At 49.6% G+C, this 21,207-nt stretch carries 17 protein-coding genes and 2 tRNA genes; 2 read left to right on the top strand and 17 right to left on the bottom strand.

Annotation, left to right across the window (positions count from 1 at the left end; genetic code table 11):
- Positions 1-68: 68 nt before the first annotated feature.
- From J7E85_RS15705 to J7E85_RS15720, 4 genes are all read right to left on the bottom strand, one after another.
- Complete coding sequence (locus tag J7E85_RS15705) at positions 69-1,295, bottom strand: MFS transporter (protein WP_353049505.1); 1,227 nt, start codon at positions 1,293-1,295, stop codon at positions 69-71.
- 121 nt (positions 1,296-1,416) lie between these two features.
- Positions 1,417-1,974 carry a hypothetical protein gene (locus J7E85_RS15710; protein WP_215159265.1) on the bottom strand — a complete coding sequence of 186 codons (558 nt, stop codon included), beginning with the start codon at positions 1,972-1,974 and terminating at the stop codon, positions 1,417-1,419.
- Between the two features lie 160 nt (positions 1,975-2,134).
- A complete protein-coding gene (locus J7E85_RS15715; RefSeq protein ID WP_076324523.1) occupies positions 2,135-2,554 on the bottom strand; it encodes a DUF350 domain-containing protein in 420 nt (139 codons plus the stop codon).
- A 120-nt stretch (positions 2,555-2,674) separates the two neighbouring features.
- Complete coding sequence (locus tag J7E85_RS15720; protein ID WP_215159267.1) at positions 2,675-5,044, bottom strand: endonuclease MutS2; 2,370 nt, start codon at positions 5,042-5,044, stop codon at positions 2,675-2,677.
- Between the two features lie 156 nt (positions 5,045-5,200).
- Between J7E85_RS15720 and J7E85_RS15725 the strand changes: the two genes are divergently transcribed.
- Together J7E85_RS15725 and J7E85_RS15730 are read left to right on the top strand one after the other, a co-directional pair.
- Positions 5,201-5,560 (top strand): phage holin family protein, encoded by a 360-nt coding sequence (locus J7E85_RS15725; RefSeq protein WP_076324525.1) that lies wholly within the window; start codon positions 5,201-5,203, stop codon positions 5,558-5,560.
- 274 nt (positions 5,561-5,834) lie between these two features.
- Positions 5,835-6,221 carry a cytochrome c oxidase subunit II gene (locus tag J7E85_RS15730; RefSeq protein ID WP_215159269.1) on the top strand — a complete coding sequence of 129 codons (387 nt, stop codon included), beginning with the start codon at positions 5,835-5,837 and terminating at the stop codon, positions 6,219-6,221.
- A 91-nt stretch (positions 6,222-6,312) separates the two neighbouring features.
- On the opposite strand, the gene J7E85_RS15735 is transcribed toward J7E85_RS15730, so the two are convergent.
- The 13 genes from J7E85_RS15735 to J7E85_RS15795 form a co-directional block, all read right to left on the bottom strand.
- Positions 6,313-8,277, bottom strand: a complete 1,965-nt coding sequence (locus tag J7E85_RS15735; protein WP_215159271.1) for a hypothetical protein — start codon at positions 8,275-8,277, stop codon at positions 6,313-6,315.
- A 259-nt stretch (positions 8,278-8,536) separates the two neighbouring features.
- Positions 8,537-10,987, bottom strand: coding sequence for a phenylalanine--tRNA ligase subunit beta (gene pheT, locus J7E85_RS15740; protein ID WP_215159273.1), 2,451 nt, complete (start codon positions 10,985-10,987; stop codon positions 8,537-8,539).
- A gap of 29 nt (positions 10,988-11,016) precedes the next feature.
- The gene (gene pheS / locus J7E85_RS15745) at positions 11,017-12,051 is read right to left on the bottom strand and encodes a phenylalanine--tRNA ligase subunit alpha (protein WP_098748571.1); all 1,035 of its coding nucleotides are present in this window, start codon (positions 12,049-12,051) and stop codon (positions 11,017-11,019) included.
- Positions 12,052-12,502: 451 nt separating this feature from the next.
- A complete protein-coding gene (abc-f, locus tag J7E85_RS15750; RefSeq protein ID WP_215159275.1) occupies positions 12,503-14,371 on the bottom strand; it encodes a ribosomal protection-like ABC-F family protein in 1,869 nt (622 codons plus the stop codon).
- Positions 14,372-14,897: 526 nt separating this feature from the next.
- Positions 14,898-15,554 (bottom strand): HXXEE domain-containing protein, encoded by a 657-nt coding sequence (locus J7E85_RS15755; protein WP_215159277.1) that lies wholly within the window; start codon positions 15,552-15,554, stop codon positions 14,898-14,900.
- Positions 15,551-16,165 carry a TetR/AcrR family transcriptional regulator gene (locus tag J7E85_RS15760; protein WP_215159279.1) on the bottom strand — a complete coding sequence of 205 codons (615 nt, stop codon included), beginning with the start codon at positions 16,163-16,165 and terminating at the stop codon, positions 15,551-15,553. Before J7E85_RS15760 ends, J7E85_RS15755 begins: the two co-directional genes overlap by 4 nt.
- Before the next feature lie 411 nt (positions 16,166-16,576).
- Positions 16,577-16,647 (bottom strand) — tRNA-Gly (locus J7E85_RS15765).
- A gap of 77 nt (positions 16,648-16,724) precedes the next feature.
- Positions 16,725-16,798, bottom strand: a tRNA-Pro gene (locus J7E85_RS15770).
- A 177-nt stretch (positions 16,799-16,975) separates the two neighbouring features.
- Complete coding sequence (locus J7E85_RS15775) at positions 16,976-17,938, bottom strand: aldolase catalytic domain-containing protein (protein ID WP_215159281.1); 963 nt, start codon at positions 17,936-17,938, stop codon at positions 16,976-16,978.
- Positions 17,939-18,068: 130 nt separating this feature from the next.
- Positions 18,069-18,272, bottom strand: coding sequence for a M17 family metallopeptidase (locus tag J7E85_RS15780; RefSeq protein ID WP_251035738.1), 204 nt, complete (start codon positions 18,270-18,272; stop codon positions 18,069-18,071).
- A gap of 84 nt (positions 18,273-18,356) precedes the next feature.
- Entirely contained in the window at positions 18,357-19,481 is a 1,125-nt protein-coding gene (locus tag J7E85_RS15785) for an ATP-binding protein (protein WP_215159283.1), read from the bottom strand.
- 322 nt (positions 19,482-19,803) lie between these two features.
- Positions 19,804-20,211: a hypothetical protein gene (locus tag J7E85_RS15790; protein ID WP_015737147.1), complete on the bottom strand. Its 408-nt coding sequence runs from the start codon at positions 20,209-20,211 to the stop codon at positions 19,804-19,806.
- Positions 20,212-20,496: 285 nt separating this feature from the next.
- Positions 20,497-21,036, bottom strand: coding sequence for a peroxiredoxin (locus J7E85_RS15795; RefSeq protein ID WP_009593058.1), 540 nt, complete (start codon positions 21,034-21,036; stop codon positions 20,497-20,499).
- Positions 21,037-21,207 lie beyond the last annotated feature (171 nt).

The raw sequence follows: 21,207 nt of genomic DNA on the forward strand, positions 1-21,207 counted from the left end.
ATCAACTCGCCGTTCGTTAACTGGCACAACGCTTTTGACGCGAGCGGATGCGATTAGGCTTCAGGTGTTCAGGTGACTTGTCCTTTGGAAGGAAACAGCTTTCGTATAAACAGCCACGATCCGATAGGGGAAGCCCCCAGAAACAGCAGCAGCAGGGTTACCGTTAACGTGTCCTGTCTAAATGACAGAACAAGAATAAACACAAGGAGACCCGTAATTCGGCCTATGGTTAGACTGAGTTCCCGCAGCACGACCAGTTCCACCCGCTTCTCCACGTTTTCCTGATTCACTCCCATAAGATCAAAGCTGGCCGATATAGCCGGCATCATGTACAGCGGAATAAACAGCGACGTCCCGATTCCCAGCACCAACAGCGTAGTATAGTTAACAGCAAACAGCAGCGGCATAATTACCAGCAGCATCAATATCGAACCTACCAGCATGCCGGTTTTACGGAATTTGGGCTTGAACCACTTCCCGCAGGCCCAGTAGCTGAGCAGCGAAACCGCTGAAGTAATCAATGCGAATTGCCCCAGCTTCGATTCCTGGTCCGTAGCCACAAAAACAAGGAGTGTAATGAGAAAGGAAAACACACCTTCCCTGATTCCCTGAACGGCCAAGCCGAATACCGCGTATTTCCAGACCCCGCCCTCCTTGAGTCGGCTAACCCCCTCCAGCCAATGATAGTCGCTCTGGACCGGTCGTTTTCGTAGAAAAAAGCTCAGCACCACCGTCGCCGCGAAGATGACCATCGATACGGTAAAAATAAACCGGTAGCCCTGATCCCCATGCATCATCGTGATGATCCAACCCGCCATCCACGGGCCGATAATCCCCGTTATGGAGCCCAGGAGTCCGATCCAGCCATTAAACCAGTCCCGATTCTCTGCACTCGAAATCTCGAAATAAACCACATTAAAGGCTAACCAGAATAATCCCAATGACACGCCGAACAGCAAGCCGAGAGGCCAAATATAATGGACGGCATCCCGCCCTACCCATAGAACGCATAGATAAAACAGGGCGGACACCGCAATACCCAGGCGAAGCGCATTCATTTTGTTATGCTCCTTCACCCATTTGCCGGCGGCCCAGAACGTCAAGCCCAATGCGACCTGCTGAGCAATCGTGAACCAACCGAGCATCGTATAGTCCTGGCGGCTTTTCCATAAGTATACGTTGAGGAATGTACCCGACAATGCACTCGATAGTATAAACAACCCATGAACGGATAACAGAAGCATAGCCTGGGGGTCCTTTGTCAACTTCATATACAGTTCCTCCCTTGCCCTCACACTTGAAGTCCAAGGTATTTTACCCCTCTAATCCCCACTTCATGAACAAAAAAAAGGAAACCGCCGCAAGCAGTTTCCTTAAACTAGCCGTGGATCGGCATACAGCGCCTTTCCGCAAACTCTATTCCTTTTTATGGATAAAGCTTTTGATCATCCGAAGCCGGTCATTCTCTGCCAGATTGTACTGTACATGGAAGCATCCAGGGCACACATATACATTTAGATCATATGGCGGCTGAAGGATAGGGCCTTGAATCAAGGCTGCGTTAACCGGCTGGAAGCCTTCCCCACTCACATGCTGCGTTCCGGCATGAAGCATATACTCTCTGCAATGCAAGCACTCGGGAATTTCCTCTTGCTGGTCCAGAATCCCCTCTACCGTTTCCTCAAATGCAAAGAGGTCATGATCCTCCCCATACTTATCCACGGTTCGAAGCGAGGACAGTGTTTCATGGTCTGATCCCCATATACGATGAAGATCACCCGCTTCCTCTTCGGAAGCCTCATATGCCTCTTCATATTCCTCCGGATCGTCCTGTACATCCTCGTCTTCCAATGCGATATTCAATGTGCGGTAGCCTTTAAGCTCGTTCGCACAGTGAGGACAAGTATCTTCGGGACCTATTTCTTCATCCCATACAATCTCACTTTGGCACCATGGGCAAACCGTCGGTTCCATCGATCATTCATCCCTTTCTTTATTCAAACGGCCATGAATGGCCCTATTAACTTTATTTTATTGAGACATCAAGTATACAATACCCGCCACAAAAAAAATCAAGGCAGCCGCAAACAATATCCGCGGTAAATATTTCATCGTCCTTTTCCTCCCGAAGCCCTTAAATAATGCTCGCTCCAATAATGTAAGATAAAGATACGGTGATAATTAGTACGATCAAGCCAACTGCGCGGTTATCCTTGCCAATCTCTTCATCGACCGAAAATACGGGCGTCAAGAACTCAAGCAACCAATAAGCCAATAAAAGCAGTATAAACCCGAAGAATGACCATTTAATCATGCCATAAATGGACGTATTGGCTGTTATGCTATACCGCATCACGTTACAGATGCCAAAGACCTTGCCGCCGGTCGCCATAGCTGCAGCAACATTTCCTTTGCGTATTTCATCCCAGCAGTTGTACTTGGTAACCAATTCAAAGCAATACAAGTAAACAATAAGTGCAAGTATCGCAACCGAGAAATAGCCGACGAGCACCCCAAGTGGATGGGTCAGCAAATGATCAATCGCTTCCGTCATTCCCTTTTTTCCTCCCTGATATAAACGGGATGCGGCACCTTTCGCATCCCGTCGTTCTGAACCTTATGATGATATGTTATACGATTGAAGGAGAAAACGGTTCCTGATTTCTTACTTTCCTTATTTCAACTCGGCAATCGTAACGCCATTGCCGCCTTCGCCGTAATTGCCTAAACGATGACTCTTAACATGTTTGTGTTTGCGCAAATAATCCTGGATCCCGGTTCGCAGTATTCCGGTTCCCTTACCATGTATGATGTAGATCTGCCCCAGGTTCCCCAGAAAAGCCTCATCAATGAACCGATCCACCTCGATCAGCGCTTCTTCCAGATTCGCTCCTCTTAAATCCAGCTCATTCCGGATGTTGGTATCGCGAGTCCGCTTCAAGACGGTAGCATGCTGTTTCGGCGCTTGTTTCGCGTTTGCTGCCGGATTCGACAAAAGCTCCAAATCATCCAGCGCCACCTTCATCTTCATAATGCCAAGCTGAACAACAGCTTCCTTGGACCCGGCCATTTCTACAACATGCCCTTTCTGATTCAGGCTGGATACCCGAACCTCGTCTCCTGGCTCAATGCTGCGCTGCTGCTTCGCTGAACGTTGGCCAGCTGTCATCTTACCCTGCTGCGGTTCGGCGTCATCCAGACGCTTTCTGGCAGCAATCAGCTTGTGCTCCTTAACGGAAGCCCCTTCCTCTTGGGCAATCTTGCGCAGATCCGCGATGATTTCCTCCGCCTCACTCCGGGCCTTGTCCACGATCTGCCTTGCTTCCGTACGAGCTTTATCAACAAGCTTGTCCTTCTGCTCTTCCAGCTTCTGAAGCTCGTGCTGGTGACGAAGACGCAGTTCCTCCATTTCCTTCCGAACCTGCTCCGCCTTCTCACGCTCTACTTCCGCGGTGTGCCGGTTCTCTTCGAGCGATGCAATCATATGCTCCACCCGTTGATCTTCTTCCTTCACTTCGCCACGGGCAAATTCCAGAATGGATCCCGGCAATCCCAGACGTTCTGCAATGGCAAACGCATTACTGCGTCCAGGCACGCCTACCAACAGGCGATAGGTCGGACTTAGGGTATTGATATCGAACTCCATGCTGGCGTTGATGACACCTTTGCGTTCGTATGCATAAGCCTTCAATTCAGAATAGTGCGTTGTCGCGATCATGCGGCAGCCCATCCGGTGGATATGCTCCAGGATGGAAATCGCCAGAGCGGAACCCTCCGCAGGGTCCGTCCCCGCTCCCACCTCATCAAGCAGCACCAGGCTCTTCGGCGTCATCTGGCTTAATATGCGGATGATGTTCGTCATATGGCTGGAGAAGGTACTGAGGCTCTGCTCAATGCTTTGCTCATCGCCAATATCCGCGTAGATCGCATCAAACACGCACATCTGGCTGCCTTCTTCGGCAGGAATAAAGAGTCCGGACATCGCCATCAGATTTAATAATCCGATCGTTTTGAGCGTAACCGTCTTACCGCCGGTATTCGGTCCCGTGACAATGATGGATGTATAGGAATTGCCTAATTCCACATCAAGCGGCACAACCTGATCCGCCGGAATCAGCGGATGTCGGCCTTTGCGCAGCTTAATATAACCTCTGTCATTCATTCTTGGTAGTGAAGCCTTCATTACATGGGCTAAACGAGCCTTGGCAAAAATAAAGTCGAGCTGGCCGATCAGATCCAAGTCAATGGATAGCAGCTCAGCCTGTTCGCCGACCTGAGCGGTCAGCTTCTGCAGAATCACTTCGATCTCCCGCTCTTCCCGCATTCGCGTCTCGCGCAGCTTGTTGTTCATGGCTACGATGGATTCCGGCTCAATAAACAACGTCGCGCCTGACCCGGACTGATCGTGCACGATACCGCCAAAATGCGAGCGATATTCCGCTTTTACGGGAATGACAAAACGGTCGCCGCGAATTGTAATTAACTGGTCCTGCAGCATCTTCGCCACGGATTGCGATCGAATCATGGACTCCAGTTTCTCGCGAATGCGAACTTCTCCGCCCCGCAATTCCCGCCGGATCTGGGAAAGCTCCGCGCTTGCGGAGTCCAGCACCTCAGCAGCATCGTCAATACAGAGCCGAATGGCATCCTCCAGAGGCTTCTGCTCCGAAATAAGATCACTCAGATTATAGAGGATCTCAATCTCCTCGTCCTCGTGGATCGCTGCAATAAACCGCTTGATTCGGCGTGATCCATGAATCGTATTCGACGCAGCCAGCAATTCATGGGGATTAAGCGTCCCCCCGATTCTGGCTCGCTTCAATGCGTCGTTAATATCGGTAATCCCGCGAAAAGACGGATTGCCCTTGAGCCTGTCTACGGTGTAAGCCTGGTCAGTAGCCGCAAGCAGATCCTTTACCGCCTCCAGGTCGGTATCAGGCATTAACGTTTCAGCTCTCGCACTTCCCATGGAAGTTTGAGTGTATTGTGTTAATGTATTTAAAATTTTTCGGTATTCTAAAGTTTGCAAAATCTTGTCATTCAAGAAGTTCACAACTCCTCTCAATCAATGCATATATTATATCGAAACTAATACGAATTCGCCAAGGAATCCAAAAACCTTCCACACATAACCGACGGCCCTATTGAACAAAATAAATTCTGCGTAACATTCCAGTCTTATTCTAAGGAGGCAGGTACCATGCAATTTCTCGGGCATGTTGTTCGATTTATCGTTGCCGCGCTCGTTCTTATGGTTGTCGGATGGATTGTCCCCCAATTCACCGTCGGCGGATTCGGAAGCGCCCTGTTGCTTGCACTCGTTATCGCCCTGATTGGTTGGGCTATCGAGGGCATTTTCGGCAAAAAAGTCACGCCGTTTGGACGTGGTATCGTGGGCTTCCTGGTGAGCGCACTCGTGATTTACCTTGCCCAATTCATCGTTGGAGGCGTTAGCGTCTCCGTACTGGGCGCCTTGCTTGCTGCACTGGTCATCGGGATCATCGATCTGTTCATTCCGGTTTCCACCCCTTTTGAAGCAGGCAAATCCCGCAAAGAATAAGATAGCAGAACGCCCGCTTCTGTTAGAGGATTCCTCTGAAGCCCTCTTTCTAAACGAACCGAACGGCAGCTGTATCCCCACACTAACCCCCTGTTAATCTGAACAGGGGGTTTTCCATCTTCCCCTATATTATAAAGTAAATCTATATCATCTTTTGAAACCGTTCACGTTCACCAATTTTTCATAACACGTATGTGCACCTACTCTTTTTCTGCGCTATCATAAAGATTGGAAATTATATTTCACAATTATTTCATAGTCAGGAGAGATTTCAGTGAAAAAAGGCATTGCTTTACTTGTTTCATGTATGCTCCTATTTGTATTGGCTGCCTGCGGTGGAGACCAGAAAGAGTCCCAGGGAGATTCAGCGATCTCGGATACTGGTGTAGCACCGGAAGCTGAACTCGTGATTAAGGGCACCAATTTCCAATTCGACCAAGAGGAATATCGTCTCAAGAAAGGTGTGCCTGTCAAGATTACTTACGAGAACGAAGACGGCAACCACGGCGTTATGATTCCTGCACTCGGACTGCAGCTCGACCGTAAAAACAACTCAACTGTCGTTACGCCAGATGAAACGGGAGAATTCGAAGTTTCGTGTTCCATTATGTGCGGAGCGGGTCACAGCAAAATGATATCCAAACTTATCGTCGAAGAATAGTAGATCTTCCTCACGAAAATAAACCTCCGGATCGCCAGAGTATCCTCTGTCTAATCCGGAGGTTTTTTCAGGTTCACATCTTCGCCATGGCCTAACGCTGATCCTGCTCAATCAACTCGATCCACTCATTATATTCAACTTGGAGCTTCGCATACTCTTCCTTCAGCTTACGGTGTTCTTCTTCAAGCTGCGCAGATTGCTCCGCCCTCAATTCCTGTTCTGCCTGAAGCAGACGATATTGGTGCATGACCAGCTCATACTGTTCACCTAAATCGGAATACTGCTGTGCCGCTTCACTTTTCTCGTCTTCCAGACGTTCACAGGCTTGGCGCGCGGATGCAATTTCCTGCTGCCAGGACTGGAGCTCTTCTTCGAGAGCAAGCTTGGTTCGTTTCCACTCATCACGCTCTGCGGCCAGTTTCTCGCTGTCATCGGCAAGCTGTTCCCGTTCCGCTATCCCTTGCTGGTATTGCTCCTGCCACTGAACGGCGCGTTCCCCTGAATCTCTCAGCTGCTCGGCGAGTTCACGTGCGCGCTCTTCACTGGCAGCCGCCTTCTTGCGAAGCTCATCCAGCTGATTCGACACCGTATCGTATTCTTCTTCCAGCATAGCGTACAGTTTGCTGGTCTCTTCCTCTCGGACTCCCGCTTCCTTCGTGAGCTTCTCCAGCTCTTCATGGCGAAGTTGCAGTTCCTTCAATTCCTCTTGGGCACTTCTACGCTCGGACATGCTCCGGTCAGCTTCGTCTTTCATGACCTGGATCTCATCCTGAAGTCCCTTCATTCCTTCTTCCAGGCTCTCGTTCGCTTCCATAAGCTCGACAATTCTCATCTCCAGCTCACCGGTTTCCTCTTTGCGCTGATCAGCCAGCGTGCGCCAGGATTGAAGCTCGCTGCTTAGACGCTGCAGCTCTTCCTGCTGCTTGCGGGAGGTCTGATTCGCATCCACCACAAGTTTCTGCAGACGACGGCGCTCTTCCTCCGACTTGGCGGATTCCTGCTTCAGGCCCTCGAGCTCCTTCGTCAGCCCTTCCACCTTCGTACGGAAGGAACGCAATTCCTGCGAAGAGGCCTCGGCTTGCTGTCTGGACGACTGGAGCGCTTCCTTCAGCTTGTCCGATTCTGCTTTTACAGCACCCAGTTCCTTCTCCGCGGACGACAAACGTGATTGGAGCTGCCCTCCGCGTGTTCGCTGCTCGGCAAGCTGCTTCTCCAGCTCCTGGACGGTACTTGTATGCTTTTGCTCCATATCCTGCACGGTCTTCGTGTTCTTCTGTTCCATATCCTGCACCGTCTTCGTATACTTCTGCTCCATATCGTGCACGGTCTTCGAGTGCTGCTGCTCCTTCAGGAGGGCCTCTTGTTTATAGGTGCTCTCCTGTTTCTTCAATTGCTCAGCCAGCTTCTCTTCGGCCTGCTTCGCAGAGGTCCGTTGACTCTGTTCCAGCTTCTCGATAGCCTGCTTATGAGTGAGCGTCAGCTGCGAAATTTGCCCTTCATAGCGGCGTTTCATATCTTCAATAGACTGCTTATGGCCGCTCTCCAGCTTCTCGCGCTGCTCCTTAAGACGTGCTTCAAGCTGCTGTTTCTCCTTCAGCAGTTCCGCCACGCGGTCGGATTCCTTCTGGAGCAATTCCTTCGTACGCTCTGACTCCGCGGTTAGATTCTCCTTGGACTTCCTGTATTCCTCAGCCAGCGTTGTTTGCTCCGCCAGCTCGCGCTCCAGCTGCTCCATCTGCTGACGATGTCTCTCCTGCTGCTCGATTTGAAGTCCTTGCACCTTGGCAAGCTCCGTGCGCAGTTCATTTCGCTCGGCCGTCATCTGCTTGGCCTCATTCTGAAACTCCAGCTTCTGCAAAGCTTCTTCAGCCATATGTACTGCAGCTAGGACGGCAATGCGCGGGGTATCCAATCGAGAGTGCGCCTTGGATATGGTGCGCATGCGGTCATCTACATAGTTCGCTACCTGTCTGGTATAATCACTGCTACTGCCAACGAGTTTATAGGAAGTTCCGTAGATGTCTACGGTAACGCTTTTACGGTCCGATGTAGTCAAAATTGTGCCCTCCTTCTATTATGTGTAGATTCTATGATGTCTGAAATGGTCTATTCTCTACATTCATTATATATGAGATAGCGTCTGTAGACGAACCTCAAGAAAACAGACCGAAGTTTGGTATATGATAACACAGTTTTGTGCTTATAATTATGTACCCTGCGGGCGTCCCGATGCAAATCCCAGTTCAATTTAGAGCAAAAAAGCCCGCATCGAATCCCTGATGTAATGGATTCGATGCGGACGTTCACAATTCCTGCTATTTTCTTAATTCCGCGCCAAAAGTTTGCTGAAGGGCAGCAACTGCTTTTTCCGTGACGCTTGCAACCTCTTCATCGGTCAGCGTCCGTTCCTGATGACGGTACGTCATGGAGATGGCAACACTCTTCTTACCCTCTCCAAGCTTGCTGCCTGTGAAAACGTCAAATACCTGAATCTGCTGCAGAAGCTCACCTGCATTCTCCTTGATCACTTGAATCAGGGAGCCGGCTTCAACCTCCTCATTCACCACGATGGCAAGATCACGTTCCATACCCGGGAATCTAGGCAAATCGCGGTAAACGACGCGGGCGTTAGTCAGATCATACAGCGGCTTAAGGAGAATCTCGGCGGCATAGGTATCTTCCAAATCCAGCTCCTGCTGCGTCTTCGGATGAATTTGTCCAAGTACACCTAACAGCTGCTTGTTCTCGCCTTGACCCGCATATACGGAAGCGGAACGTCCCGGGTGGAAGCCCTCCGGTCCGTTGGCCTCGTAAGTGATCTCTTCTGCGCGAATTCCAAGGTAGTCGAGCACCGTTTCGAGCGCCCCCTTCAAATCGAAGAAATCGACCTTGGCCGGCTGAACATTCCATTGCTTGCTGCCTTTGCGTCCCGTCAGCAGCAACCCGAGAACCGGGCGTTCCAGCGGCTGCTTCGTCAACGTCTTCTCATGCGTATGGAACAGGTTCCCTATTTCAAACAGGGCCAAGTCCGGCTGTTTCCGGTTATGGTTGTACACCGCGATATCCAGCAGCTGCGGAAGCAGGCTGGTGCGAAGGACGCTGCGGTCCTCGCTCATTGGCATGGCCAGCTTAACAGCCGTGCCATCTGACGACAGAGAGGTGAACATTTCCGCTTGCTGCGGATGGATGAAGGAATACCCCAGAACCTCCTGAAATCCGCTATGCGTGAGTAAACGGCGAAGCGAGCGGCGGATGGCCTGTGCGATGGTCAATGAACCCGGTGTCGTTGGACCTTCAATCGCCGTTGTCGGGATATTGTCGTATCCATACAGACGGGCCACCTCTTCAATGAGGTCTACGTCAAGCACGATATCGCCGCGGCGGGACGGCACCTGAACATCCACCATTCCTTGACCCGCATCTCCGCAAGGGAAATGCAATCGGGCGAAGATCGTTTTTACCTCAAGCAGAGACAGCTCCGTACCCAGATAACGATTGAGCTTCTCCAGCGACAACGTAATCACGGTAGGCTCGGTGTCCGCACTGCCTGCTTCTACGATTCCCTGATGGACAGCGCCGCCGGCATATTTCGCCATCAATGCCGCTGCACGGTTCAGTGCAGGAATAACTGCGGCAGGATCCACTTCCTTCTCGAAGCGGGAGCTTGCCTCCGAACGCAGTCCCAGTTGACGGGATGTTTTGCGAACGGTACCGCCATCGAACTTAGCCGACTCCAGGAAAATATTCACCGTGCTGTCCGTTACTTCGGAGTCCAGGCCGCCCATAACGCCAGCCAAGGCTACCGGCTTGCCCCCTGCTGTAATCACCAGCATATGCGGCTCCAGGCGACGCTCCGCGTCGTCCAGCGTCACCATCGTTTCGTCAGCTTCAGCCATACGCACATGGACCGCGCCATCCTTTAGCTGATCTGCATCAAAAGCGTGCAGCGGTTGGCCATATTCCAGCATCACATAGTTCGTAATGTCCACGATATTACTGATCGGGCGCACGCCCGCTGCCATCAACCGGTTCTGCATCCACAGCGGAGAAGGACCGATCTTGACCCCGGTAATATAACGTGCCGCGTAATGGCTGCACTGCTCATCAGCACCGATCGTAACCGAGATATGATCGGCTGCTGCATCTTGAACCTCCAGAATTTCCTTCTCCGGGTTCGGAAGACTCAGCTCGCGCCCCAGAATGGCGCTCACTTCGTAAGCTGCTCCCAGCATGCTGAGACAGTCGGAGCGGTTCGGCGTCAGATCCAGCTCCAAAATTTCATCGTTCAGACCCAGCACATCTTCAATTGGTTTGCCGATTTCCGTATCAGCCGGAAGGACCAGAATCCCTTCCTGCAATTCTTTAGGCAGCAGTTTGCCATTCATGCCCAGTTCCTTCGCCGAGCAGATCATGCCTTGGGAGAGCACGCCGCGCAGCTTGGCCTTCTTGATATCCATACCGCCAGGCAGCTTCGCGCCAACAAGCGCCACCGGCACCTTCTGGCCAGCATCCACATTTTTGGCTCCGCACACGATCTGGAGATCTTCCTCCTGACCCGCATCCACGATACATACATTTAGCTTGTCTGCGTCAGGATGCTTCTCCTTACTCTTGACGTAGCCTACGACCACTTTGTTAATGCCTTGATTCCGTTTCTCGATCACATCGATTTCAATACCAGCCGAAGTAATGCGGCTCGCCAAATCCTCTGAGGTTACGCCTTCGAGCGAAATATAATCGGACAACCAATCGGTTGAAACTCTCATTGTCTATTCACTTCCCTTTATCGTTAAAATTAGATCCGCGTGAACTGATTCAAGAATGCTGTATCGTTGTTGAAGAAGTGACGGATGTCATCCACACCGTATTTCAGCATCGCAATCCGTTCAACCCCCATACCGAAAGCAAAACCGCTGTACTTCTCAGGGTCATAACCGCCCATTTCAAGCACCTTCGGATGAACCATGCCGCAGCCTAAAATCTCAAGCCAGCCTGTTTGCTTGCATACACGGCAGCCACTGCCGCCGCATCTTACACAGGATACGTCCACTTCCGCGCTCGGCTCCGTGAACGGGAAGAAGCTTGGACGCAGACGGATCTGCGTGTTATCGCCGAACATCTCCTGCACGAATTGCAGCAGCGTCCCTTTCAGATCACTCATGCGAATGTTCTCGCCGATGACCAAGCCCTCGATTTGATGGAACTGGAACGAATGCGTCGCATCATCGTCGTCCCGGCGGAATACACGACCCGGGCAGATGATTTTGACAGGTGCTTTTCCATTCATCGACAGCATCGTCCGGGCTTGCACCGGGGATGTCTGAGTACGCATCAGCAGATCTTCCGTCAAATAGAAGGAATCCTGCATGTCGCGTGCCGGGTGATTCTTCGGCAGATTCAGCGCTTCGAAGTTAAAGTAGTCCGTTTCCACCTCGGGGCCTTCCGCTACCTGATAACCCATCCCGATGAAAATATCCTCGATATCCTGGATCACCTTGCTCAAAGGATGAACCGCGCCTTGGCTGAGCTTGCGCCCCGGAAGGGTTACGTCCACCTTCTCTGCACGCAGGCGCTCTTCGGTTTCCTGCTGCAGGAACGCTTCCTGCTTGCCGGAGATGACTTCCTCGATCGCGCCCCGAACGTCATTGGCCACCTGGCCGATAACGGGACGCTCTTCTGCGCTCAGCGCTCCCATTCCGCGCAGGATTTCCGTCAAAGCACCTTTTTTGCCAAGGTATTTCACCCGCAAATCATTCAGCTGCTGCGGATCGGTAACATCCTGCAATTGCGCCAATGCTTCCTGCTTCAATGCTTCTAATTTTTCCTTCATGGCTATTCGCACACCCCTTTGTAAACTCCATCATTGTACTGAAAACAAAAAAGGCCTCTCCTCCCGAAAAGGGACGAAGAGACCGTGGTACCACCCTTGTTAACATGCATCATACCCTAACCAAGGCGGGAAAAAGCCTTAGGCCCTGAGTATGCATCATCATGCTCACTTGACCGACGTAACGAATCGGACCCGTTATCCCCTACTGACCGGCTGCATGCCGTGTTCAAGGAACTGCTCCGGAGCGAACTTCACTAGCCTGTTTCTATAGGGACACTCTCAATCCACGGCATCCCTTCCCTGTAAAGAGGCACTAGCTACTTTTCTCCATCCACGCATTTATTACATATGCAAATATATAGGGTTTATTATATGCAACCTTTCGGGATATGGCAAGTTTCATTTCCCCATTTTAACCCCATCTGACTGATTTTAATCGTGATCCCTGATCTTATTCCGACTGAAGCCTGGTCAGCTCAGCCCGGAGCTCCCTGATCTCGGCAAGCCAGCTCACCTCGTCCCCGGCTTCAAAATCTTCGGCTGATAAGCCCAGTAATTCCTGAATCCGATATTCGAGCTCCATTCGCCGATTGTCCTTCTCCGTATTCCCCCTGATCACGCCGGTCCGCGAGGCCTGTTCCTCCTCCTCATCCACACTTCCCTCAAACCAAACCGGAGCTTCCCCAGGCTTCAGCGTGAGCAGCCGGTTCGCGATTTTGCGCACCAGATACCGGTCGTGGGATACGAGCGCAATCGCACCCGGAAAGCTCACGAGCACTCGTTCAATCACCTCTCGGGTATCCACATCCAGGTAATTCGAGGGTTCATCCAACACGAGCAGGTGCGCCCCGCTGAAATACAGCTTGAGAAAAGCCGTTCTGCACTTCTCCCCCATGCTCAGTTGCCCCATCTTCTTAAACACATCGTCCCGCCTGAAGAGGAACGAGCCCAGCAAGGTACGCGCACGGCTCTCCGTCATTCCCGGAATGACGAGCAGACTGTCCAGCAGCGTGGTTTCGGGTTCTAACCCCTCAAGCTCCTGTGAGAAATAACCGATCTTAACGGAAGGATTTCGGGTAATTCGGCCCTCCTGCGGTTCGATGTCGCCCAGCAGCAGCTTGAGCAGTGTTGTTTTCCCGCTCCCGTTAGGGCCTCTTACGGCCAACCGGTCGCCGCGGTTCAGATAGAAGGTGAGCTTATTAAAAAGCGGTTGATCTTCGTAGCCAAAACAGATGTCCTTCACTTGGACAAGAGTACGGCCGCCGAAAGCTTCCCCTTCCAGCTCCATGTTCAGCTTAGGACCGTTTCGCGGTTTATCCACCCGCTCTGCTTCCAGCCGTTCCAGCGCTTTTTCCTTGGCATGATATCTTGAAATGTTCTTCTTGGCCTTGGCCTTGTAAAAGCTGGCGGTGATCTTGACGTCACTTACGTCCCCGGCCGCGTTATGCGCTTTATGGAACCACTCCTCGTATCTTCGGATCGATTCCTCCAGCGCTTTGCGAGCCAGCTCCTGCTTCCGGTAAAGTGTCTCCTGTTCGCGCAGCTCCCGCTCTTTTTCACGGCGATAATCCGTATATCCTCCCCGGTAACGCCGGAGTTCCTCCGAGGTCAGCTCACATACAGAGGTTGCTACCCGGTCGATGAATTCCCTGTCATGGGAAACAAACAACACAGTGCCTTTATAGGACGATACCAGCCACTGCTCCAGCCAGACCAAGCTGTCACTGTCCAGATGGTTCGTGGGCTCGTCGAGCAGTAAAAATTTCGGTGCCGATACAAGGAGCCCTGACAGCATGACCTTCGTCTTCTGGCCTCCGCTCAGCTCGCGGTAGGATACAGGCCACACCTCCGGCCCGATGCCCAGCATCGTCATCGCTTTCTCCACCTCGGTTTCCCACTGGAAACCGTTCTGGGACTCGTAACGCTCCAGCAGATTGCCATATTGCTCAAGCAATGGTTCCATTTCTGCAGGGCTGCCGCCATTCATTCGCTGCTCCACTCCGGCAAGCTGAAGCTTCAGCTGCCATAATGAAGGATGACTGCGGCTGCGCACCGTATCAATTGCACTCATATCGACTTCGTTCGGCTCATCCTGCTGCCTGAGCCAGCCCCAGCGCTCCCGCGGGAGAATCGTCTCCACAACGCCCGAGGTCGGTTCGAGCTCGCCGGCCAGAATCGAGAGAAGCGTGGTTTTGCCGGTACCGTTGCGCCCGTACAGCGCAATCCGTTCTCCTTCCGCCACCTCCAGCTGAATACCTTCAAACAGCGGCCTTCCTTGGAGCTCCATACTTATATCTTTCGCTTTTAGAATCATGGTCATATCGCTTCATCCTCTCTCTTTGAAAAAACTAAAAAACCGCAAGCGATGGCCTGCGGCGGATGTTATAAAGAGAGGTATGGGTTTGGTCTGAATTAACGGGACGAATTCGCACGACCGACACTAACTTCGGCTGTTCATTCCAGTCCAGCCTTGACTGTCATTGAGATGAAGCTCAATAACCTCGCCGTTAGCGGAAGCTGCAAATCCGTTCCGTATATGTGATTGTCTTTCATAAGAGTACCGTTTCGACATAACAAAAAGAGGTACCCCAGTCACATTGTTCAGACACGCCAAATCTCTCCCTCTACCGCCGTAGAGAAACGCCTGCAAAACCACATGCAGTTGTTTAGAGAAAAGGGTGTCTTACTTCATTGGACTGGGTTACCTCGCATTCTTGGAATGAAATTATGGTCATTATAACAGATATTCTGCGCTTGTAAAAGGGGTAAACTCATCTCGCCCTTGTCGGTCAACACCGCCGTCAACCTTCTAGATGACCGATCTTTGCAGGGGCCTAATGTCGCTCCTATATTTCGTCGTCGACCCATACCGTGTTCGGAGACACGTTATAAGGGCCTAGCTGCTTCGGAGAAAACGAATACGGCGTGTGTTCGTCCTTCAGCCACATATTCCCCTTGATGATGAAGATATACGCGGCGATAACAAAATAAACCGAGCCCAAAATCCAATCCCACGCACTTGCCAGATTGTAACTAACGATATGATAGATATACCAGCCGCCGATCGGAAAATGAAACAGCAGGACGGCGCCCAAGCCGGGATTGTATATCGTTTTTGCTTTGATGTTGGCAAATATGCCGTGCCAAATAAATTGGAAAAAGCCCATGAAGACGGGGGCAAGACCAAGCCAGATGAGATGCGGGACAAACACGGGAAGAAGGTAAAACAGATAAGCGATGCCGAGGTTGATGATCATAGCAGACTGCGTATTCAGCGGATAGCGTTCCGGATGCTCGCTTCGAAAAATGACGCCGTTAAACAGCCCTCCGAAATACCCCGGCCACCGATATTCTTCGAATTGATGCACCAATATCGCCACAAAGCTGAGCCATAAAATGGTTTCGATTTCCGGCATGCGATCCCCATTGACCAACAATCCAATGCATACAAAGAAGGCGACAGCGATGCCCAGATCCTGCCAATAATCTCTTAGAAATTTCATTTTCCTCGCTCCTTTGCTTCTCCATGTTCAGGAAAATAGCGCTCAAACAAAAAATCGATTTGCCGGTCGATGGGAGCAGGCTTGACCCCGGCTCCGGATTCGAGCAGCGGCTTCATTAATGCAGGGAGAAAAATGGCGCCGAAAATTTGCGTAACCATCATCATTAACGAGTCCGGCCGTTCCTCCCCCGTGATCTCTGTAAACACCTTTTGAAGCTTATGAAATCCAGTTGCTTGCAAAAATTCCCCATACTCATGTTGAGACGCGAACATCGCCGAGCCGGCCGCTATCGTGTGCAGCACCAGCTCCGGATATTGCTGAATGACCTGAACGTAACGGGTTAAAAATAATTTCAATCGCTCCTTCGGTGGCACAGACACGTGATCGAACACATCGAATGTATCCCGGAAGCCGATCAGCAATCCCTTGATCGCCTCGTTGATCAGCTTGTCTTTCGAGCCAAAATAGTAATTGACAAGCGCGATGTTGGCGTCGGAACGGGAAGCAATCTTGCGAATCGTAACACTGTCGAATCCTTCCCGCTTGATTACGTCTAGTGTCGTCTGCAAAATTTTCTCTTTGGTGTCATTGCTGTGGTCTGGCGATGCCATCGAACCCCTCCCTATCTATCCTGATGCAAACAATTTATTAAACATTGTTTTAAACATTGTTTTAAATATTGTTTTAAACACTGTTTAATGAGAGTGTACCACCTTTTTTATGACAAAGCAATCGTTAGAATTCTCCCGAAATTCCCCGCCAACGCGGTAAAAAACTGTACTTTTGCAGCATATTAAGTCGCTAGCCCTTCATGCGGGGGCATTGGCAGCGCTCTACCGGCAGCCCATCAAGCTTCGGTTAGATAAGAGCATCGTTACAGCAAAAAAAGCCCTTGTTCTTTCAAGGACTTTTTTGTATGTATGGTGCTTGTTATAGGAATCGAACGGGAAATCGAAAGTTCGTAAATTCGGATTTCCGCAAACAAAAAACCCTTGTCACCAAGGGTTTTCGTTCTAACTATAAGCGGGTGATGGGAATCGAACCCACGCTACCAGCTTGGAAGGCTGGAGTTCTACCATTGAACTACACCCGCACATATACCTACAAAAGCGACGCTATGCTTCGGAGCATATTTCGATTACTTTTGCGAGGCCCTAATTCATAAGCGAATCGGGACGACACGATTTGAACATGCGACCCCCTGGTCCCAAACCAGGTGCTCTACCAAGCTGAGCTACGTCCCGATAATGAAGATGGCGTCTTTTGAAGACAAAAATAAATATACCATGTCGAACATATAATTTCAACATGTATTTTATGGAAAATGGATCGTCCGTATATTAAAGCAAGCAGCATCCTTCCCGGGAGGGAAGGATGCTGCTTTACCTTGACCTGATATGAGGGCTGTAAAAGCACCTTGCCTATTTTTTGTCGAATGTCACTTCCGGTGTCGTCAATTTATCATAAAAATCCACTATTTTGTCTTTATCCTCTGAAGCACGGAGTGCCATGGCGGAGCGTGGATGTTCGTCCAGGGTGCCTGTAATCATGTAAGGCATAATATAACCCCACTCTTCTTTTTCGCGAAGAGGGATCATGTAGCGCTCGATAATATCCAGTACCGGTCGCAGCTCATACTTCGTGCCTTTCAGATGGGTAACCAGAAGCTCGGTCGGACAGTTGCCCGCCGCACGTCCCATCCCGTACACGGATGCATCCAGGAGCTCAACACCAAGATCTGCAGCGACCAGCGTGTTGGAGAACGCCAGCTGCATGTTGTTATGGGTATGAACGCCCAGACGTTTGTTCGGCAGATGGGTCTTGAACTTATTTACAAGGTATTCCACATCTTTATGATCAAGGCTTCCGTAAGAATCGACGATGTACACCACATCCACGACGCTCTCCTTGATCAGCTCAAAAGCTTCCAGCAGCTCGTTCTCCATCACGTTGGAGAGAGCCATAATGTTCAGCGTAGTCTCGTAACCACGATCATGGAAGGTCTGAACCAGCGCAAGCGCCTTATCCACGTCTTTGATGTAACAAGCGACACGGATGAGATCCAGCAAGCTTTCCTCGCGCGGCAAAATATCGTCTTCATCCACACGGCCGATGTCTACAAGGGCGGACAGTTTGGTCTTGCCTTTATGAGGAATCACTTCTCTGAGGAATTCATCATCCAGAAAACGCCAAGGGCCCGCCTGATCAGCGCCTTTCAGCAGTTTAGGCGAATTTTTATAACCGATTTCCATATAGTCCACGCCAGCCTCATTCAGGCCCGCATATAAATTTTGTACGAATTCCACACTAAAATCCCAATTATTGACCAGTCCGCCATCGCGAATGGTACAGTCTACAATCTTTGTCTGACTACTCTTAATCATTCTAAGCTAAACTCTCCTCTCGGCAATTTTTCTCTTCATCATACTTGAATCCCGGTTGAAAAGTAAAGCAAAAACGTCCAAAGGACGGACGTTTTTCAAAGGGATATGGGACTCCCACTGACTCTTCATTTCATAACAAGCGCTTCAATTTATACCAGAACTCCGGATAGGATGGAAGTGGCCATATTTTTTCGCCGGCCCTCCGAGAGGAGGTAATAAGCTCTTGCAAAAAGGTCCCATCCTTAGTTACGGACCCAGTGGCTATATCCCCAAGAGCCGAAACGACAGCACCTGTCAATGTGGCCACATCAATCAATTGTAATGTCCACTGCATGCGTTCTTCTCCTCCTAAAAAAGAAAAAGCCATTCCATCGGAACAGCTGCTCTCGTATTTATTTCAGGCATGTATCGTACATTCTTATACTTCCGAAACGTCCAACTTGGGAAATGTAATTACAAACTCCGTCCCGCTACCAACCTGACTATCCACGGCAATCGAGCCACCATGATTTCTAATAATACTGTAACTCACGGATAATCCCAGCCCCGTTCCGCTCTCTTTCGTCGTGAAGAATGGATTGAATAGATGGTTCAATGTATTCTGATCCATGCCGCTGCCGTTATCTGAAATGCAGATGTTGATATGTTTCCCCGTATCGCGGGCGGAAATATCAATCACTCCGGTGATATTCTCATCATGATGCTCATTAATCGCATCCAGGGCATTTTTAATAATATTCAGAATCACCTGTTTGATCTGCTTCACATCCACGGAAATAAACGCAGGTGGGGTCTTATCAGTATGCAGAATAATCTGGCATCCCTTCATTAAGGCTTCACTTTCAGTTAGTAGAACGACTTCCTTCAATAAAGAGGATACGGACACAATCTTGGTTTCTGGAGCAGAGGGTTTGGAGGAATTTAGAAATTCATATATAATATCATTCGCACGATCGATCTCCGTAAGGATAATTCTGGCATACTCGTCCTTACCTAAACTTACGAGATGCGGACGAAGCAGTTGGATGAAGCCACGGATGGAGGTGAGCGGGTTGCGTATCTCATGGGCAATGGAGGCCGAGATCTTTCCCAGCATGGCCAGCTTATCGTTCTGATAAGCGGTTTGCTCAATTCGTTTGAAGTCGGATACATCCTTCACGCTGATCAGAAAATCGCCTTCCATCTGGTCCCCATAAGTCATCGTGATCAGCCACGATCTGCCATATTCATCAACCAGTTCATGAAATCTCTTGCGATGGAATACCGTTTCCCGAAAAATGCGAAGTATTTTTCTCTTCTTAAATTTGGATAGCTGGGGATGACGCAACAGTTGGGTCAGCGTACAGCCAGTCAGCGATTTACGGGATACACCTAATAATTTTGCCATCTGTACATTAACAAATGCCAACACACCGTCACTATCAAAGAGGATGATCCCGCTGTCGAGATTCTCCAGTATGTTCTCATACTTGTTCCTAATAAGCTGGCTGGAATGAAAAGAACGAATAGCCTGCAGCTCAGATTCACGGATTTGACTCAACAAGATGGCTCCCCCTTTTCTTGAAAAGTTGAACTCACCAAACCGACAAAAAACCTTGCAATAATCAGCTTGTCCGCCTTTGAATCAGAAGCAGCCCGAATCTGCTTCCTTCCATGATAGTCATCGAGACAAAGAAACGTCAATCAGAAATCCTGTCGAAAAATGGGAAATTGCATAAAAATACCATCTTTAGTTCTTATGTTTTTCTGTCTATGTATTGTATCTAACACCTATTCCCAAACAACTAATATAATTATTACCCCCTTTGATTCCATTTGAAACATTAAAAAAGCCCCGAATATTCACGAGGCTTTATTAATTCCTGTTAAGGTTGCTTCTGGAGTCGGAGCCTGCGCTGACTCATCACGGCAAGTCGTCTTTTCAGTTCGCCCTGCCACTTCTCATCCTCCATCCATTTGGCAACCACCAGGAGATCTAACGACATATCAATCTGACTCTGAACCACCGTTAGCGGATCCTCCGACTCCCGGTTGACAACATTCTCAAAAATCGCGTCCTCATCTTCCATCACATAATCCTGAAAATCCACCTGGGATGCTCCGTCACCATGGGCATATTCGGCTAATATTTCATACTCATTCTCAACCCGATGATGTACTTCAACGCGATGGCAGACCGGACAAGACAGCAGGGGAACATTATGTACTTGAGTGCGATAATGCTTCAGTGTACCCTTTGTACCCATCATACTAGCCCCACAGCAAAAACTCATATCGTTCACCCTCCTTTTGTGGATTCTCAACCGTTTCAAAATATTGTATTCGCTTTCACTCCCGCTAATTCCTTCATGAAAAAAACCTCGATTAAAAATTTAGGAACTATTCCCCAGGCTTAAGTCTGTAAGCCTATATATTTATTATATATCAACGCAAGAGCGGTTCTCTAAACAAGAGTCTTCCCCGATTTCATCCAATAAAAACAGAGGTGAAAAAACCCCCATTACCTGCACATAATGTCAGATAATGAGGGTTGCCTTCACTTCTTTAACGAAATGGAATTACAGGTTGCTGTCGCCTGGTTTCCAGTTCATAGCGCACAATCCGCCGGATTGAAGTGCTTGAAGAACGCGAAGCGTTTCTTCTACACTGCGGCCTACGTCGTTATGGTTAACAACTTGATATTTCAATTCGCCTTCTGGATCGATGATGTACAAGCCGCGCAGAGCAACGCCTTCTTCTTCGATCAGAACACCGTAGTCTCTTGCTACATTTTTGGTGATGTCGGAAGCCAGTGGGAAGTTCAATGCTCCCAGACCATTAGCTTCTTTAGCTGTGTTGATCCAAGCTTTGTGGCTGTGGATAGAGTCAACACTTACACCCAGAATTTCAGTATCCAATGCTTTGAATTGATCGTAAGCATCGCTGAGAGCCGTGATTTCAGTTGGACATACAAAAGTGAAATCAAGCGGATAGAAGAAGAATACGAGCCATTTGCCGCGGTAGTCGGACAGGCTTACTTTACCAAAATCTTTACCGTCTCCTGATACAGTTTCCATTGTAAAATCAGGAGCCGCTTTACCAACCAAACGTTCTGCCATGATTGAATTCCTCCTTAACATATGTAAGAAAATACGAGTATTTTCTACATGCTATGTTCCTATGAACATTTAATAGAAATGTTATCATTGAGGCTAATCAAAGTCAAGATTGTAAACGTTACTTTATTATAATTATTATAAATAAGGAGTTTCTTTGAACGAATGTTTCCT

The organism is Paenibacillus sp. ISL-20 (assembly GCF_018613005.1).
Lineage (GTDB): Bacteria > Bacillota > Bacilli > Paenibacillales > Paenibacillaceae > Paenibacillus_AQ.

Bases quoted from the DNA above. Each gene is read 5' to 3' on its own strand.
- J7E85_RS15795 (WP_009593058.1), bottom strand. From the start codon at position 21,036: ATGGCAGAACGTTTGGTTGGTAAAGCGGCTCCTGATTTTACAATGGAA.
- J7E85_RS15715 (WP_076324523.1), bottom strand. From the start codon at position 2,554: ATGACGGAAGCGATTGATCATTTGCTGACCCATCCACTTGGGGTGCTC.
- J7E85_RS15780 (WP_251035738.1), bottom strand. From the start codon at position 18,272: ATGCAGTGGACATTACAATTGATTGATGTGGCCACATTGACAGGTGCT.
- J7E85_RS15710 (WP_215159265.1), bottom strand. From the start codon at position 1,974: ATGGAACCGACGGTTTGCCCATGGTGCCAAAGTGAGATTGTATGGGAT.
- pheS (WP_098748571.1), bottom strand. From the start codon at position 12,051: ATGAAGGAAAAATTAGAAGCATTGAAGCAGGAAGCATTGGCGCAATTG.
- J7E85_RS15790 (WP_015737147.1), bottom strand. From the start codon at position 20,211: ATGAGTTTTTGCTGTGGGGCTAGTATGATGGGTACAAAGGGTACACTG.
- J7E85_RS15755 (WP_215159277.1), bottom strand. From the start codon at position 15,554: ATGAAATTTCTAAGAGATTATTGGCAGGATCTGGGCATCGCTGTCGCC.
- J7E85_RS15775 (WP_215159281.1), bottom strand. From the start codon at position 17,938: ATGATTAAGAGTAGTCAGACAAAGATTGTAGACTGTACCATTCGCGAT.
- pheT (WP_215159273.1), bottom strand. From the start codon at position 10,987: ATGAGAGTTTCAACCGATTGGTTGTCCGATTATATTTCGCTCGAAGGC.
- J7E85_RS15760 (WP_215159279.1), bottom strand. From the start codon at position 16,165: ATGGCATCGCCAGACCACAGCAATGACACCAAAGAGAAAATTTTGCAG.
- J7E85_RS15725 (WP_076324525.1), top strand. From the start codon at position 5,201: ATGCAATTTCTCGGGCATGTTGTTCGATTTATCGTTGCCGCGCTCGTT.
- abc-f (WP_215159275.1), bottom strand. From the start codon at position 14,371: ATGACCATGATTCTAAAAGCGAAAGATATAAGTATGGAGCTCCAAGGA.